A 16,641-nucleotide genomic window follows, 5' to 3' on the forward strand; every position below is an offset into this window, starting at 1 on the left:
CAAGAGGAAGCCGTGCGCCCCTCCCTCCAGGACATCCAAGCGTCACTCGCCCTACAGCAGCCCCAGTGGGACGACGCCCGCCCGGTCGAGCGGGTGCGCGCCACCCTCCGCACCTGTCCACCCCTGGTCACCGCCGACGCCGCCGAAGGGCTGCGCCACCTGCTCGCCGACGTCGCCGCCGGGCGGGCCCTGCTGCTCCAGGCGGGGGACTGCGCCGAGGACCCGGCCGAGTCCACCCCGCGGCACGTACGCCGCAAGACCGACCTGCTCGACCACCTCGCGGAGACGGTCGGCGCGGTCACCGGCAAGCCCGTGCTGCGCGTCGGCCGTATCGCCGGGCAGTTCGCCAAGCCGCGCTCCAAGCCCGTGGAGCAGGTCGGCGGCATCACCCTGCCCGTCTTCCGCGGCCACATGGTCAACGGCCCCGAGGCCGACCCGGTCAGCCGACGCGCCGACCCCGAGCGCATCCTCACCTGCCACCGGGCCGCCCAGGAGATCGTCCGCGAACTGGCCGCCGTGAACGCCGGCCGGCCGCCCGCCGAACAGGTGTGGACCAGCCACGAGGCCCTGCTGCTCGACTACGAACTGCCCATGCTGCGCCAGGACGGCACCCGCCCCTACCTGGGCTCCACCCACCTGCCGTGGATCGGGGAACGCACCCGGCAGCCCGAGGGCGCCCATGTGCGGCTGCTGGCCGAGGTGCTCAACCCGGTCGCCTGCAAGATCGGCTCCGGTACCACCACCGACGACGTCACCGCCCTGGCCGACCGCCTCGACCCGCACCGGGAACCCGGCCGGCTCGTGCTGGTCGCCCGCATGGGCACCGACTTCGTGACCAGCAGGCTGCCCCCGCTGGTGGAGGCCGTACGGGCCGCCGGACACCCGGCGATCTGGCTGTGCGACCCCATGCACGGCAACACCATCACCAGCCCCGCCGGGCACAAGACCCGCCTGGTGGACGCGATGCTCGCCGAGATCGAGGGCTTCGGCACCGCCCTGGCCGAGAGCGGCGGCGTCAACGGCGGCCTCCACCTGGAGACCACCCCGGACGACGTCACCGAGTGCGCCGCCGACGTCTCCCAGCTCGGCAGCGTGGGGGACCGGCACACCACGTTCTGCGACCCCCGGCTCAACCCCGACCAGGCGCTGCGCATGGTCACCGGCTGGGCGCACACCCTGCGCTGAGCCCCGCCGCGCCCCGGCAGGCCCGTATCCCTCCCGCCCCGAAAGGAGCCGACTGGTGGTCGGCATACCCCGTATCGCGCCCTACGCTCTGCCGGCGGCGGACAGCCTCCCGGCGAACACGGCCCACTGGACGCCGGACCCGCAGCGGGCCACGCTGCTGATCCACGACATGCAGCACTTCTTCCTGCGTTCCATCCCGGACCCGCTGCGCTCCGAACTAGTCGACAACGCCGCCCGGCTGCGAAAGCGCGCCGTGAGCCTCGCGGTGCCGGTCGCCTACACCGCGCAGCCGGGCGGCATGACCGACGAGGACCGGGGGCTGCTCAAGGACTTCTGGGGACCGGGCATGCGCACCGCCCCCGAGGACCGCGAGGTGGTGCCCGAACTCGCCCCGGACCCCGGCGACTGGGTGCTCACCAAGTACCGCTACAGCGCCTTCCACCGCTCCGGCCTGCTGCGCCGGCTGCGCGCCGCCGGCCGCGACCAGCTCGTGCTCTGCGGGGTCTACGCCCACATCGGCGTGCTCGCCACGGCCGTCGAGGCGTTCACCAACGACATCCAGGTCTTCCTCGCCGCCGACGCCGTCGCCGACTTCTCCGCCGAACGGCACCGCCTCGCCCTGGACTACGTGGCCGAGCGCTGCGGGGTGGTCCTGCCCAGCGCGGAGGTGTTCCGGTGAGCCCGCCCAGCGACCTCCTGGACCGCCTGCTCGCCGCCCCCGGCGACCACGACTTCGCCCTGCTGCACCGGCCGGAGAGCGGCGCCCCCGGCACCGTCGACGTCCTGCTGGGCGAGGTCTCCCACCCGGCCACGCTCGCCGGGCTGCCGCTGCCGGAGGGCACGGAGGGCTCCGGCCACGAGGCCCTCGTCCTGGTGCCCTACCGCCAGCTCGCCGAACGGGACTTCGCCGCCCCCGACGACGGCTCGCCCCTCATCGCGCTCACCGTCACCGAGCAGGCCGAGCTGCCCCTGGCGGACGTGCTGGAGCGGCTGCCCGACACCCCGGTCGGCATGAGCGGCCACCGCTTCGACCTGTCCGACGACGAGTACGCCGAGAAGGTGCGGCGGGTCGTCGCGGACGAGATCGGCACCGGCGAGGGCGCCAACTTCGTGCTGCGCCGCACCCTGCTCGCCGATCTCGACGGCTACACCCCGCACACCGCGCTGGCCGTCTTCCGCCGGCTGACCGCGGTCGAGCACAGCGCCTACTGGACCTTCGTCATCCACGTCGGCGGCCGTGCCTTCGTCGGCGCCACCCCGGAGCGGCACATCTCGGTGCGGGACGGCCACGCCGTGATGAACCCCATCAGCGGCACCTACCGCTACCCGCCCGGCGGCGCCGACCTGGCCGGTCTCACCGCGTTCTTGGAGGACCGCAAGGAGACCGACGAGCTGTACATGGTGCTGGACGAGGAACTGAAGATGATGTCCCGCGTCTGCGAGCCCGGCGTCCGTGTCACCGGACCCCGGCTCAAGGAGATGGCCCGGCTCGCCCACACCGAGTACTTCATCGAGGGCCGCACCCGCCGCGACCTGCGTGACATCCTCCGCGAGACCCTGTTCGCGCCCACCGTCACCGGCAGCCCGGTGGAGAGCGCGGCCCGCGTCATCCAGCGCCACGAACCCCAGGGGCGTGGCTACTACAGCGGAGTCGCCGCGCTGATCAGCCGCGAACCCGGCGGCGGGCGCTCGCTCGACTCCGCCATCCTGATCCGCACCGCCGACATCGCCGCCGACGGCAAGCTGCGGCTCGCAGTCGGCGCCACCCTCGTACGCCACTCCTCGCCGCGTGCGGAGGCCGCGGAGACCCGTGCCAAGGCGGCCGGGCTGCTGCACGCCCTGGGCGGCGCGGCCGGCCCCGACGTCCCCCCGGTGTCGGCGGCTCGCTTCGGGGACCGGCCCGAGGTCCAGGAGGCGCTGCGCGGCCGGAACGCCGACATCGCCGACTTCTGGCTCGCGGCCGCGCCCCCCGGTGCCCTCCGGGTGCCCGAGCTGAAGGGGCTGAAGATCCTGGTGGTGGACGCGGAGGACGCCTTCACCGCGATGATCGTCCAGCAGCTCGAAGCACTGGGCCCCACCGCCGAGGTGCTGCGCTACGACCGGCTGCACGGCCGTCTCGACGGGTTCGACGCGGTCGTCATGGGCCCCGGCCCCGGCGACCCGCAGGACACCGCCGACCCGAAGATCGCCGCGCTGGACGCCGCCGTGGCCCACCTCCTGCGCGAACGGCTGCCGTTCCTCGCGGTCTGCCTCAGCCATCAGGTGCTCAGCCGCCGCCTCGGCCTCCCGCTGATCCGGCGCGCGGAACCCAACCAGGGCCTGCAGCGCGCCATCGACCTGTTCGGACGGCGTGAACGCGTCGGCTTCTACAACACGTTCGCCGCCGTCAGCCCCGCCGACCACCACCACGTACCCGGCACCGGAGAGGTCGCGGTCAGCCGGGACCCCGACACCGGCGAGGTCGACGCGCTGCGCGGGCCGCACTTCGCCTCCTTCCAGTTCCACGCCGAGTCCGTGCTCACCGTCGACGGACCCCGGCTGCTCGGGGACGCTCTGCGGGGGGTGCTCTCCCGATGAGGCTGGAGATCGCCTGGTGGGACCTGGACGACTCGCCCCACAGCATCCGCACCCTCAACGAGCACCTGTCGGAGGGGGTGACCGGCGACTGGGCGGAGGTGCCCGGCCTCAGGGTGAAGTACTGGGTCGCGGACCCGGCGCACAACCGCTGGGGCGCCGTCATGGTGTGGGAGACCGACCGGCCCGCCGGCCACCCGCTGCCGCCCAACCGCGCCGCCGACCTGATCGGCCGCCCCCCGGACCACCGCATGGGCTTCGCCGTCGAGGCCCTCGCCGACCCCGCCGCCCTCCCGATACCCCAGGCCACCCAGGAGCCCCGCTGATGCACGAGTACCTGCTCGTGGACGCCTTCTCCCGCAAGCCGCTCTACGGCAACCCGGTCGCCGTCTTCCTGGACGCCGGCGACCTGTCGGCCGAGAAGATGCAGCGGATCGCGCGGGAGATGAACCTCTCCGAGACCACCTTCGTCCACCCCGCCCGCGACGGCGGCGACGCGCGCATCCGCATCTTCACCCCGGTCAACGAACTGCCCTTCGCCGGGCATCCGTTGCTCGGAACGGCGGTCGCGCTCGGCGAGGTGCTCAAGCGGGACCGGCTGAGGCTGGAGACCGCCATGGGGACGATCCCGGTCGAACTCGGCGACGACGACGGCGCGGTGACCGTCCGCATGGAACAGCCGCACCCCGTCTGGGAACCGTACGAGCACGCGGGGGAGTTGCTGGAGGCGCTCGGCGTCACCGGGACCGTCGCCCCGGTGGAGATATACCGCAACGGGCCCCGGCACGTCTTCGTCGGGCTGGAGAGCGTCGCCGCGCTCTCCGCGCTCACCCCGGACCACCGCGCCCTCGCCCGCTTCCCCGATATGGCGGCCAACTGCTTCGCCGGGGAGGGTTCGCACTGGCGGACCCGGATGTTCTCCCCGGCCTACGGCGTCGTCGAGGACGCGGCGACCGGCTCGGCGGCGGGCCCACTCGCCATCCACCTCGCCCGGCACGGCCTGGCCCGCTACGGGCAGCCGCTGGAGATCCTCCAGGGCGTGGAGATGGGCCGCCCCTCGCTGATGCTCGCCACCGCCGAGGGCACCGGGGAGCACATCACCTCCGTCCAGGTCGGCGGCCACGGCGTCCCCGTGGGGCGCGGAACCCTCTACGTCTAGGCCCCGACACCAGGAAGGCACGGCATGAACAGCAGCAAGTTCGAGAGCCTCACCGGGCGCACCGACCGCCGCTTCCCGGAGTACGACGACCCGCCGGCGGAGCCCCTGGGCCTGGTCCGGGACTGGCTGGCCCAGGCCGCCGAGCAGGGGGTGCGCGAGCCGAGGGCGCTCGCCCTGGCCACCGCCGACAAGCGCGGCCGCGCCTCCACCCGGGTCGTGGTCTTCGGCGGCATCGACGACGAGGGCCTGCTGTTCACCACCCACAGCACCAGCCGCAAGAGCCGGGACATCGAGGAGACCGGCTGGGCCTCCGGGCTGCTCTACTGGCGCGAGACCGCCCAGCAGATCAGCATCGGCGGCCCGGCCGTCCCCATCGGGGAGGCGGAGGCGGACGCCCTCTGGCACGCGCGGCCCGTCCCGTTGCACGCCATGTCCGCCGCGTCCCAGCAGAGCGAACCCCTCACCGACCCGGGCGCCCTGCGGGCCGCCGCCGAGTCCCTCGCCGCCACCGGCGCCGCCCTCGACCGCCCCGCCCGGTTCACCGGCTACCGGCTGGTCCCGCACGAGGTGGAGTTCTGGTCCGCCCGCTCCGACCGGATGCACCACCGGCTGCGCTACGAGCGCGACGGCGCCGACTGGCACGTCACCCGGCTCCAGCCATGACCGCCCCCGACGACAGGAGCCGACCCGCCATGCAGGAACGCGCCTTCCCCCTGGTCTTCGCCGAGCGCGTCCCGGCGACCGCGGCCTTCTACGAACGGCTCGGCTTCACCAGGCTGCGGCAGAACCCGCCCGAGGGCGAGCCCACGTACATCGCCCTCGCCCGCGGCACGGCCGAGCTGGCCGTGGTCTCCGCCGAGTGGCCCGCCACCCGGTACGACAGGCCGCTGGGCACCGGGGTCCGGTTCGAGATGTTCGTCCTCGTCGACGACCTGGACACCACGCTGAAGGAACTCGCCGGTGCCGGCGTCCCGTTGCTGCGCGACCCCGTGGAGATGCCGTGGGGCGAGCGGATCGCCTATGTCACCGACCCCGACGGCAACCCCGTCGCCCTCGCCGCCGGACCCCACTCCTGACCACCTGACCTGGGACGCGCCATGACGCTGGACATCGCCGAGACCGACCGCATCCTCGAACCGCCGCACGGCACCCGCCCCGACCCGGACGCCTTCGTCCAGGCCGCCATGGCCTGGCACTTCGACCCGGACACCGGATCGCCGTTCTGGCTCAAGCGGGCCACCGCCTTCGACTTCGACCCCCGCCGCGACATCCGCACCCACGCCGACCTGGCCCGCTTCCCCAACGTCGCGGCCGAACTGCGGCACGTACCCGCAGCCGACCTCGTCCCGCGCGGCTACGGCGACCGCCCCGACGTGATCGGGGTCTACGAGAGCGGCGGCACCACCGGCGCCCCCAAGCGCGTGGTGCTGCTGCGGGACTGGCTGGAGCGCACCCTGCACTGGAGCAACGAGGCCCTCGACGCCCACGGGTTCCCGCGCGGCGCCGACTGGCTCGGCCTGGTGCCCGGCGGCCCGCACATCGTCGGCGAGTACTTCCAGCGCTCCGCCGCCACCCACGGCCGCTACGGGTTCCGCGTCGACCTCGACCCGCGCTGGGTCAAGCGGACCATCGCCGAGGGACGGGGACCCGAGGCGGGCGCCTACGCCGAGCACGTCGTCGACCAGGCCGCCGAGGTGCTGCGCACCCAGGACATCGGCGTCATGACCATCACCCCGCCCCTGCTGGAGCGGCTGGCCCGCCGGGACGACCTGGTCGACCTCGTCAACGACAAGGTCCGCGCGATCCGCTGGGGCGGCACCCAGATGGACGCCGATTCCCGCCACCTGTACCGCACCGAGGTCTTCCCCGACACCGTCCTCAGCGGCAACTACGGCAGCACGATGATCCTCGGCTTCGCGGGGGAGCGGCCGGACCTCCCCGACGACGGGCCCTGCGTCTTCGACACCCTCGACCCCTGGGTCACCTTCGGTGTGGTCGACCCGGAGACCGGCAAGCCCGTCCTCTACGGGGAGCGGGGGCGGGTGGTCGCCCACCACGTCAGCAAGTCCTTCCTGCTGCCCAACAACCTCGAACGCGACCTGGCCACCCGCGTCCGGCCGCCCGAGGGCGGGATCGGGGATTCCGTCGCGGACATCGCGCCCGTCGGCACCTTCGAGAACGAACAGGTCATCGAGGGGGTCTACTGATGCCGGCCGCAGCGGAAGAGAAGGAACTGCCCCAGCTCGACGCGCTCGGGCCGAGGGGCCCGTACCGCGCCCGCAACCGGCTCACGGTCACCGATGTCTCCGGCGCGCCGGTCGCCCAACTCAGCCTGGTGCCGGGTGTGTTCCTGCACCGCGCACTGACCGCGCTGCGCCGCGCCGAGCCTCCGGCCCCCGACCGGCGGGCCGCCGTACTGGCCCGTGCGGCCGAGCTGTTCACCACCGGCCGGGTGGGCGGGCTGACCGTCGCCGAGCACGAGCACCTCGTCAGCCGGGTCGGCGGAGTGCCCCTCGGCGTCGTCCGGACCGCGACCCGCGCCATCGGTGAGCGCCTGGCCGCCGCGTACGACAGCGCGCGGCGGGCGCGGCCGGTGGACGCCCGTGACGACTGGCGGGACCCGCTCACCCGTGCCGGGCGCGCGGTGTGGACCCGGCGCGGCGAGGTGTTCGCGGTGAACGCGGCCGGCAACCACCCCGGCACCCACAGCCTCTGGCCCGAGGCGCTGGCGCTCGGCTTCCGGGTCGCCGTCCGCCCCTCGCGCCGGGAGCCCTTCACCCCGTACCGTCTGATCACCGCGCTGCGGGACGCCGGGCTCGGACCGGACCAGGTGGCGTTCCTGCCCACCGGGCACGAGCTGGCCGACGAGCTGCTGCGCGGCGCCGACCTCGGCATGGTGTACGGCGGCGACGACGCGGTCCGGCGCCACCGGGCCGACCCGGCGGTGCTGACCCAGGGCCCCGGCCGGTCCAAGATCCTCGTCACCGCCGACGTGGACTGGCGCGAGCACCTGGACACCATCGTCGACTCCGTCAGCCACCACGGCGGAACGGGGTGCGTCAACGCCACCGCCGTCCTCGTGGAGGGCGACCCGGCACCGCTGTGCGCGGCCCTCGCCGAACGGCTCGGCGCGCTGCCCGCCCTCGCACCGGAGGACGACAAGGCCGTACTGCCCGTCCAACCGGTAGCCACGGCAAGGGCGTTCGGCGCCCATCTGGCCAACCGGGCGGCAGGCACCCGGCCCTGGCTGGGTGCGGAGGGGGTCGTGGCCGAACTCGGGGACGGCAGCGCCGCGTTGCGGCCCGCCGTGCACCAGGTCGACCGGCCCGACGCGGCCCAGCTCGGCGTCGAACTGCCCTTTCCCTGCGTCTGGGTGGCGCCCTGGACCTCCGAGGCCGGCACGGCCGTCCTGCGGGACAGCCTCGTCGTGACCGCGCTGACCCGACGGGAGGAGCTGATCGACCGGCTGCTGGACGAGCCCACCATCGGCAATGTCTACGTCGGCGACACCCCCACCTACCGCATCGCGCCCGGACTGCCGCACGACGGCTTCCTCGGCGACTTCCTGATGCGCACCAAGGCGGTCATCCGCACCTGAGCCTCCGCCTCTCAACCGTCCTGTTGAATCCGCGCACTTTCCGCGCACTTGTCGAAGGGACCACCACACCCATGCACGCCGTTTCGTACACCGCACAGTGGATGGCCGCCGCCCGCGCCCTGGAGTCCGAGCGCGAGGACGCCCTCTACGTCGACCCGCTGGCCCGGTCCCTCGCCGAGCCCAAGGGGTTCGAGCTGATCGACCGCTATGTCGGCGGCGGTCTGCTGCCGTTCATCTCCATCCGCACCCGCTTCCTGGACGACGCGATCCGGGACCTGCTCGCGGACGGCTCGATAGGCCAGGTCGTGCTGATCGCGGCCGGGATGGACACCCGCGCCTTCCGGCTCGACTGGCCCGACGACGTCGACGTCTACGAGGTCGACCACGGCCCGCTGATCACCGAGAAGCGGCGCCGCCTCGACGCGCTGGGCGCCAAGCCCGCCGTACGGCGCCACGAGGTGTCCGCGGACCTGACCAAGGAGTGGCTGCCCGACCTGGAGGCGGCGGGCTTCGACCGGACGCGGCCGACGCTGTGGGTCGCCGAGGCGCTGACCTTCTTCCTCACCGAGGAGCAGGCCGCCGGGCTGCTGCGCCTGCTGGCCTCCGCCTCCGCGCCCGGCAGCCACCTGGCCTTCGACATCCTCGGCCGGACCCTGCTGCGCAGCCCGTTCTCCAAGCCGTTCCTCGACCGGCTCGCCGAGGACGGCACGCCGTGGATCTTCGGCACCGACGAGCCGGAGCCGTTCCTGGAGGCCAACGGCTGGGAGATCGAGTCGCTGAAGGAGCCGGGCCAGCCCGGCGCGGGGGAGGGGCGCTGGCCCTACGACGTCCAGCCGCGCGGGCGCCGCTTCGCCAACCGGCTGTGGCTGATCCGCGCCCGGCTCGCCGCACAGTGACGCCCGGTCTCCGGGCCCGCGGCGGCCGGACCCCCGACGAGGGGTTTCGCCGCCGCGGCCCGTGGACCGCCGGCGCCGATCAGTCCCGCGCCTGGAGCCGCTCCCGCAGCTCCAGGTTCTCCTCCGCCAGCATCCGCAGCCGTTCCCGCACCGGCTCCAGCGCCTCGGCCAGCTCCAGCTCCGAGTAGCGCGGGGTGATGTGCTTGGGGCAGTTCCAGAACAGGCCCTCCACCCGGATCAGCATGAGCTGCTCCAGCGGGCCGTCGGTGCGCAGATCGGACAACTGCTCGTGCAGCTCCGGGAATTCGGCCGGATCACGGGTCTCCGCGCGGCCGAAGATCTTCAGCCGGGTGGGGTTCGCGTAGTCCATGAAGAACAGCGAGACCCGGTCGTCGGAGCGGAGGTTGCCCGTGGTGATGTACTGCCGGTTGCCGCGCACCTCCACCCAGGCCAGCGTGCCGCTGTCCAGCACGTGCACGAAGCCCGGCGGGCCGCCCCGGAACTGGACGTACGGCCAGCCGTCCTCCCCGGTGCTGGCCAGGTAGAACCCGTCGCGGGCCGTGATGAAGTCCGCCTCGTCCGGCCCCAGCCGGTCCGGCTCCTCGGTGTCCCGCGCCAGCAGCCGTGCCATCGCCTGCGCACTGCCGCGCTCCTCCTGCACGCCCCGCACATTCTTGGTGAACGCCAACCGCGCATACCGGCTCATCCACGCCCCCTGAAGGCCACACCCGCCGAAACCTGGTCGGTGCACGACCATAGCCAGGCCGCGAGCAGCCGCAAAGGACCGGTGCCCGCACGCGCGAAGGCCCCCGTACGGCACCGGAACCGGCGTGCCGTACGGGGGCCCTCGCTCACCTCAGGTGCGGTAGGCGTAGAACGCCGCCGTCGGGTAGGACGCGACGAGGCTCGCCACCGACCGGTTGTAGGTGTTGGTGGAGTGGTACGTCACGTAGGGCACGCCCTGGGCGTCGCGCTTGGTGACGATCATCGTGTGGTCCTTGGACCCGTCCTTGTTGAAGTCCATCTGGATGACATCGCCGATGTCGGCCTGGTAGACATTCGCAAGGCTCGTGACCCGCTTCGAGGACAGCGCGAACCAGGAGAACTCGTTCACACCCACGAAGGAGTCCGACTGGATGTCGGCGGTGCCGAACCACTTGTGGAAGTCGTTCGTGTAACCGGGAACGTGCTTCCAGCCACCCGCCTTCAGCGCCTGGCTGACGAAGTTGGTGCAGTCACCACCCGCGCCGGCTCCGTTGAAGTCCGGGTACGCGGTGTTGTACTTGCTCCAGTACTTCGTCGCGTACGCGACCATGGCCTTGTAGTCATAACCGGTACCGGTCATGCTCTTCGGCTTCGCCGGAGCCGGCCGCGTGGTGGCCGCGCGAGGCGCGTCCGGCGGGCCGTCGTCCGCCTTGACCGTCGGCTTGGCGACCTCGGGCTTCGCCACCTGGTTCACCGCGAGGTAACCCTCGTCGGTGTCCTTGATGCGCGTGAGCTGCCAGTCGCCACCGCGGTCCGCCTGGAAGGTCAGCTCGTGGTGGGCCTGGAACCCCGTGGTGGGGGGCTCGTTGCCCGTGACCTTCTTGTACGTGAGCGACGTCGTCTCGGTGACGGCCACCGTGGCACGCCGTCCCTTGACCTGCGTGGCGTCCAGCTTCACGCTGGTGCTGCCCGCGCTGTACTGCTCGCCCAGCGCGGCCAGACGGCTCTTGCGGCCGCGAAGCTGGCTGAGCGCGGAGTCCTCCTGGCGCGACTGCGTGCCGGACAGGCGCACATCGCCGGAGAAACCGGAGGTCCGCTGCTTGCGGTCCTCCGAAGCACCGCCCACCAGGGCCTGGGTGCGGTCGGTGAAGACCGCGTCCGCCAGCCGCTGGAAGGTCGCCTTGGTCGCCGTGTCGACGGTCGGGTCGTCGGTGACCGCCGCGCCCGCGCTCCAGTTCGGCAGCAGGGCGACGCCCGCCACCACGGAGGCGGCCGCCGCCGAGATTATGGTGGCGCGGCTCCGCTTACGGCTCAATTTTCTCGACTTCAATGATGTTCCCCTCTACGCCGGTACACAGACCGGGACTCCGGTGACAGAGACCGGGCGAACGCATCTTCGCATGCCGTGTGCGGCAGGTGTGAAGACGGGATGCACAAGTGGAACCAGACTGTTTCACAGGTCACTTGACGACCGACGACCAGTCAGGCGACTGCGCGGGATCCAGGGTGCGCAGCCGCGCCAGCGTCTGCGGCGTCTGGACGTCCATCCAGTCGGCCAGTTCCTTGAAGGACACGCACTTCACGCCCTTCTTGGTGCACACGTTCTTGACCACCTGGTCGATGGCCCGCATGTAGATGCCGCCGTTCCAGTCCTCGAAGTGGTTGCCGATGAACAGCGGCGCCCGGCTCCCGTAGTACACCCGGTTGAAACCGGCCATGTACGAATCGACCGTCTGCTGCTCCCACTTGGGGAAGTCGGCCGGGTTGCCCTGCGTCTCGCCGTCCGACTGGTTGTACAGGAAGTTGAAGTCCATGGACAGGCCCTGGTACTTGCCGGACTCGTAGGGGAGCATCTGGAGCGGGAAGTCCCAGATGCCGTTCTTCTTCTCCGGCCAGATCTGGAAGTCGCCCGCGGAACTGGCGTCGTAGCGCCAGCCGTAGCTCTTGATGGCCTTGAGCAGGTTCTTCTGGCCCTCCAGACAGGGCGCCCGGCCGCCGGTGACCTCCTTCTTGAAGTCGAAGGGCAGCGGGTCGATGTCCTTGTAGCCGGTGTTGGTCTTCCAGTGCTCCACGAACGAGAAGAACTGGTCGATCTCGCTCTTCCACTCGGTCACGCTCCAGTCGCCACCGCCCTTGGCGCCGCAGAAGTGGCCGTTGAAGTGGGTGCCGATCTCGTTGCCGTCCTCGTACGCCTCGCGCAACTGCTCCACCGTCTCGCGGATGTGCTCGTCGGTGGCGTAGTCGATGGCGGCGGCGCCGGGGGAGTGCTGCGGCGGGTGGTAGAGGTCCTTCTTGGTCTTCGGCAGCAGATAGATGCCGGTGAGGAAGAACGTCATATGGGCGTTGTACTGCTTTGCCAGTTGGCGGTAGTGCGAGAAGAGATGGTCGCTGCCCTCCAGGCCGCCGTCCCAGGAGAAGACGACGAACTGGGGCGGTTTCTCACCGGGCTTGAGCCGCACGGGCTTCAGCGTGCCCTTCTGCGGCCCGGTGTAGGACGTGGAGCCGTCCCCGAGCACCTTGGTCTTCCCGTCCCACTCCGGCTCCGCGGACGCGCCGGGCTCCTTGGCGGGGGAGACCGCGGAGGCTGTGTCGTCCTCGTGGTTCAGCAGCAGATATCCCGTGACCGTGGAGACGAGCACGAGCAGCACGGCCAGCGCGAGAACGGCGGGGCGCGTGAGGGGGCCGCCCTCGGTGGTGCGTGCCTTGCGACGGCGGCCTGTGCTCGACGACTTCATACGGATCGATCTCCGGGGCGGGTTGCGGGTTGAGGAGCCGGGAAGGGGTGGGCCGGGGCGGCGGCGGGGCTCAGCCGACGCCCACGGCCTGCGACCAGATTCCGAACGGCACGCTGTTCTCACGGGTGCCGGCCAGACCGTCCAGCGGCAGCGGTTCCAGGCTCTTGCCCAGGTCGATGCGGTAGACGACGATCGCGGTCGACACCGACTTGAGGGTGCCCGTGTACCAGAGCGCGGTGTCCTTGTCCGTGGTCCCGTCCTTTCCGGCGGCCGGGGTGGTCGCCGCGGGGGTGGGGTGGAAGGTGCGGAAGTTGTCCGCGAGCGCCTCGCTGACCTGCTGGGCGACCTCGGGGCGTACCGCCCGGCGCCGGTCGGGGGCGTCCAGGCGGACACCGGCGCCGTTGCGGGTGACCCGGCGCACCGAGTACGGCTCGGTGTGCCGGCCGTCCGCCGCGAAGGTGGCGTAGCCGCTGGCCATGCGGATCGTGCTGGGCGTGGAGGTGCCGAGCGACAGCGCGGGAGTCGCCGGGCCGAAGCTGGAGGGCAGCAGCCCGGCCGCCTGCGCGGTGGCCTTCACCTTCTCCAGCCCGGTGTCCATGCCGAGCTGCATGAACGGCGTGTTCACCGAGCGCGCGAGCGCCTGGCGCAGGGAGACCGGCCCGTAGGAGCGCTTGCCGTCGTTGTGTGCGGCGACCTTCTTGCCGCTGCGGTCCCAGTAGGGGCCCTCGGGGGTGGTGACGGGCACCGCGTCGTCGCCGTCGTACACCGACTCCGGGGTGACCGGGGTGGCTGGCCCCTCGCGGGTCTTGTGCACGCCGTTCTCCAGGCCCGCCGCGTAGACGAAGGGTGTGAAGGCCGAACCAGCGGGCACGGTAGTGGCGTTGGACTCGTTGTAGCCCTGCTTGCGGTGGTCGGGGCCGCCGTAGACGGCGACGATCCGGCCGTCGGTGGCGACCGAGGCGGCACCGTAGTGGGCGGTGCGGGCGGCCTTGGGGTCCTTCTTCAGCGCGGCCTCGCGGGCCTTGGTGACCGCGTCGGTCAGCTCGCTCTCCCGCTTGCGGTCGAAGGTGGTGTAGATCTGGTAGCCGCCGAGGTCGAACTCCTTGTCCGACAGATGGGCGTTCTTCTTGGCGTAACTCGACGCCAGCTCCACCAGGTAGTCGCTCTGCTTGCCGGTGTCGTAGATCTGGAGCGTCTTGATCGGCTCGGGGAACCTGGTGTACTTGGCGCGCTCGGCCGGGGACAGCTTGCCGATCTTGACCATGCGGTCGAGAATCCACGACCACCGCTCCACCGCCCGGCGGTGGTTGGCCGCGCTGAGCGTGGGGTCGTACAGGCCGGCGCCCTTGAGCAGCGAGGCGAGCATGGCGGCCTCGCTGGGGTTCAGCTTGCTGACGTCCTTGCCGTAGTACGCCTGGGAGGCGCGCTGGATGCCGTAGGTGCCGCGCCCGAACCAACTGGTGTTGAGGTAGCCCTCGAGGATCTTGTCCTTGCTCATCCGGTTGTCGAGCTTGAGGGCGATCATCGCCTCGGTGAGCTTGCGGCCGAGGTTCTGGTCCTGGTTCAGATAGACGTTCTTGACGTATTGCTGGGTGATCGTGGAGCCGCCCTCGGTGTCACCCTGGCCGACCGTGCGCCACAGGGCACGGGTGATGCCCTTGGCGGAGATGCCGGGGTCGGAGTAGAAGCTCTCGTTCTCCGCCGCCAGCACCGCCCAGCGCACCCCCTCCGGGATGTCCTTGAGCGGCATCGCCTGCCGGCGCACCCAGCCGGTCCGGGCCATCGGGGTGCCGTCGGACCAGAAGTAGACGTTGTCCTGCTGGGTGGCATAGGAGTTGAGGTTGGTGGGGACGTCGGTCGCCGCGTAGGCCACGGTCAGGAAGAGACCGGAGAGGCCGGCCAGGGCGAGCCAGCCCGCGAGCCACTGGCGCCAGGACGGTATCCAGCGCCGCCAGTCCTCCCGGCCCGGACGCGGGTACTCCGGGCGCAGCTTGCGGACGTGGGGCGCGGCGAGTGCGGCGTAGGGGGCGAGCCTGGTGGTGACCGGGGCGAGGAGACGGCGCAGGACGGCGAGGACGGTCAGCAACGGGGCCAGGACGCCGGAGGGGCGGGGGGCGCGGGACTCCTCGGTGGCCTTCGGCTCGGGCTCCGGTGCGGGGCGGGTGCCGTCCAGCGCGACGATCTTGAGCTGCATCGTCTCGTCGGGGCGGATGGTGCCGACCCGGAGCTGCATGGTGGCCTCGGGCTCGAACGCGGCCGAATTCGGGGTGCTTTCGGGCTCCTGCTGGTCCGGCTCCTGGGTGCGGCGTCCCCACGCCCGTTTCGGCGCCGCGCGCCGACCCCGCCCACGCCGGACGCCGTCGGCACCACCGGCGCCGTCAGCGGCGTCATTGGCGTCCGCCCCCCGCCCTGCCTCGGTCACGACAGGTCTCCCTCCCCACTCGGCCTTGCTCGCGTGGGCAGACGGACCGGCCGAAATCGGTGACCATCACGGTGGCACCGGTGGCCAATTTGTTACCCCCTGGCCCCGTGTCTGCCCGCGAGCTTCACAAATTATCAGCTAATACTTTCGAAACCCGGAGACCAGGGTCGGTCATGGGTCACACCCGGCCGCCCGCGTGATCGGCCCCGTCACCCACCCCGCGACGCCCGCCCGTACGGACGACCCGCGTGCCGTGCACCCGGTGCGGTCGGGACTCGCCCCGGCCTGGTCAACTCCCGTGCCCCGCATGCAGAATGACGACCACCACTCGATGATCGTCTGTGTTCGCACCGGCCAGAATCATGACGGAGCCCGCCCATGACCACCGGCATCCCCGGCCCCCGGCAGATCGACACCAGCACGGCTCACCCCGCGCGGGTATACGACTGGCTGCTCGGCGGCAAGGACAACTACCCCGTGGACGAGGCGGTGGGGGAGCGGCTGCCCGCCGAGGCGCGGGACGGCGCCCGGCAGAACCGTGCGTTCATGAACCGCGCGGTCGCCTGGCTCGCCGCGCAGGGCATCGACCAGTTCCTCGACATCGGCACCGGCATCCCCACCGAGCCGAACCTGCACCAGATCGTCCAGCGGATCGTGCCGACCGCCCGGATCGTCTACACCGACAACGACCCGATCGTGCTGCGGCACGCGGAGGCGTTGCTCGTCGGCCGCCCCGAGGGCGCCACCCAGTACGTGGAGGCCGACGTCCGCGACCCGGCCGCCATCATCAAGAACGCCCGGCAGACGCTCGACTTCGACCGGCCCATAGCCCTGTCCCTGATCGCCCTGATGCATTTCATCAACGACGACCAGGACCCGTACGGGCTCGTCTCCAACCTTCTCGCCACCCTTCCCCCGGGCAGCTACCTGGTCCTCTCCCACGCCTCCTCCGACATCTTCCCGGAGCTGTCCGCGCAGGTCACGGCCGAGTACGCCAAGGGCGGCATCCGGCTCGGCTTCCGCGACCGCGCGGGCGTCGAGCGCTTCTTCGAGGGTCTGGAACTGGTCGAGCCCGGTCTCGTCACGGCCACCGAGTGGTTCAAGGACGGCGACGCCCCGGCGGCCGAGGAGAGCGGGATCTACGCCGGGGTGGCGCGCCTCCCCTAGCAACTCACTGAGGTAAGCCGACCTGACTTCCGATGATGTGTGCCGGGCAACTTCGGGCCGTCACATCCAGTGTGGCGGCCCGAAGTCCGTTTTCAGCGGGGTCGTGGAGAGGCGCGGAGGGGCGCACGGGGCGCGTGACGATGAGCCCTGTACGCGCCCCTCCGGAGGCAGCGAGAATGACCCTGGCGGCGGAGGCGGCC

The 16,641-nt window shown here is 71.9% G+C and carries 15 protein-coding genes; 11 read left to right on the plus strand and 4 right to left on the minus strand.

What is annotated here, in order from left to right; genetic code table 11:
* Window positions 1-12 precede the first annotated feature (12 nt).
* The 10 genes from OG448_RS28315 to OG448_RS28360 all read left to right on the plus strand — a co-directional run bounded on the left by OG448_RS28315 (window position 13) and on the right by OG448_RS28360 (window position 9,412).
* Window positions 13-1,185, plus strand: a complete 1,173-nt coding sequence (locus tag OG448_RS28315; RefSeq protein WP_405557983.1) for a 3-deoxy-7-phosphoheptulonate synthase — start codon at window positions 13-15, stop codon at window positions 1,183-1,185.
* 55 nt (window positions 1,186-1,240) lie between these two features.
* Window positions 1,241-1,864, plus strand: a complete 624-nt coding sequence (locus OG448_RS28320; RefSeq protein WP_405557985.1) for an isochorismatase family protein — start codon at window positions 1,241-1,243, stop codon at window positions 1,862-1,864.
* Complete coding sequence (locus tag OG448_RS28325; protein WP_405557987.1) at window positions 1,861-3,762, plus strand: anthranilate synthase family protein; 1,902 nt, start codon at window positions 1,861-1,863, stop codon at window positions 3,760-3,762. The genes OG448_RS28320 and OG448_RS28325 overlap by 4 nt, the downstream gene beginning before the upstream one ends.
* On the plus strand, window positions 3,759-4,085 hold the full coding sequence (locus tag OG448_RS28330; protein ID WP_405557988.1) for a hypothetical protein: 327 nt from the start codon (window positions 3,759-3,761) through the stop codon (window positions 4,083-4,085). Before OG448_RS28325 ends, OG448_RS28330 begins: the two co-directional genes overlap by 4 nt.
* Complete coding sequence (locus tag OG448_RS28335) at window positions 4,085-4,918, plus strand: PhzF family phenazine biosynthesis protein (protein WP_405557990.1); 834 nt, start codon at window positions 4,085-4,087, stop codon at window positions 4,916-4,918. The genes OG448_RS28330 and OG448_RS28335 overlap by 1 nt, the downstream gene beginning before the upstream one ends.
* A gap of 24 nt (window positions 4,919-4,942) precedes the next feature.
* Complete coding sequence (gene phzG, locus OG448_RS28340; protein ID WP_405557992.1) at window positions 4,943-5,581, plus strand: phenazine biosynthesis FMN-dependent oxidase PhzG; 639 nt, start codon at window positions 4,943-4,945, stop codon at window positions 5,579-5,581.
* 29 nt (window positions 5,582-5,610) lie between these two features.
* Entirely contained in the window at window positions 5,611-5,994 is a 384-nt protein-coding gene (locus tag OG448_RS28345; protein ID WP_405557994.1) for a VOC family protein, read from the plus strand.
* Window positions 5,995-6,015: 21 nt separating this feature from the next.
* The gene (locus OG448_RS28350; protein WP_405557996.1) at window positions 6,016-7,125 is read left to right on the plus strand and encodes a phenazine antibiotic biosynthesis protein; all 1,110 of its coding nucleotides are present in this window, start codon (window positions 6,016-6,018) and stop codon (window positions 7,123-7,125) included.
* Window positions 7,125-8,516, plus strand: coding sequence for an aldehyde dehydrogenase family protein (locus OG448_RS28355; protein WP_405557997.1), 1,392 nt, complete (start codon window positions 7,125-7,127; stop codon window positions 8,514-8,516). Before OG448_RS28350 ends, OG448_RS28355 begins: the two co-directional genes overlap by 1 nt.
* A 71-nt stretch (window positions 8,517-8,587) precedes the next feature.
* The gene (locus tag OG448_RS28360) at window positions 8,588-9,412 is read left to right on the plus strand and encodes a class I SAM-dependent methyltransferase (RefSeq protein ID WP_405557999.1); all 825 of its coding nucleotides are present in this window, start codon (window positions 8,588-8,590) and stop codon (window positions 9,410-9,412) included.
* A 79-nt stretch (window positions 9,413-9,491) separates the two neighbouring features.
* Here the strand turns inward: OG448_RS28360 and OG448_RS28365 are convergent, their stop codons facing one another.
* The 4 genes from OG448_RS28365 to OG448_RS28380 form a co-directional block, all read right to left on the minus strand.
* Window positions 9,492-10,118 carry a pyridoxamine 5'-phosphate oxidase family protein gene (locus tag OG448_RS28365; protein WP_405558001.1) on the minus strand — a complete coding sequence of 209 codons (627 nt, stop codon included), beginning with the start codon at window positions 10,116-10,118 and terminating at the stop codon, window positions 9,492-9,494.
* A 150-nt stretch (window positions 10,119-10,268) separates the two neighbouring features.
* Window positions 10,269-11,381, minus strand: coding sequence for an amidase domain-containing protein (locus OG448_RS28370; RefSeq protein WP_405559009.1), 1,113 nt, complete (start codon window positions 11,379-11,381; stop codon window positions 10,269-10,271).
* Between the two features lie 196 nt (window positions 11,382-11,577).
* Window positions 11,578-12,852 carry a hypothetical protein gene (locus OG448_RS28375; protein WP_405558002.1) on the minus strand — a complete coding sequence of 425 codons (1,275 nt, stop codon included), beginning with the start codon at window positions 12,850-12,852 and terminating at the stop codon, window positions 11,578-11,580.
* Between the two features lie 70 nt (window positions 12,853-12,922).
* Window positions 12,923-15,085: a transglycosylase domain-containing protein gene (locus OG448_RS28380; protein ID WP_405559011.1), complete on the minus strand. Its 2,163-nt coding sequence runs from the start codon at window positions 15,083-15,085 to the stop codon at window positions 12,923-12,925.
* Between the two features lie 567 nt (window positions 15,086-15,652).
* On the opposite strand from OG448_RS28380, the gene OG448_RS28385 reads away from it, so the two are divergent.
* Complete coding sequence (locus OG448_RS28385) at window positions 15,653-16,441, plus strand: SAM-dependent methyltransferase (protein ID WP_405558004.1); 789 nt, start codon at window positions 15,653-15,655, stop codon at window positions 16,439-16,441.
* Window positions 16,442-16,641: the final 200 nt, after the last annotated feature.

Origin of the sequence: Streptomyces sp. NBC_01171, from assembly GCF_045039805.1 — a bacterium.
Taxonomy (GTDB): Bacteria; Actinomycetota; Actinomycetes; order Streptomycetales; family Streptomycetaceae; genus Streptomyces.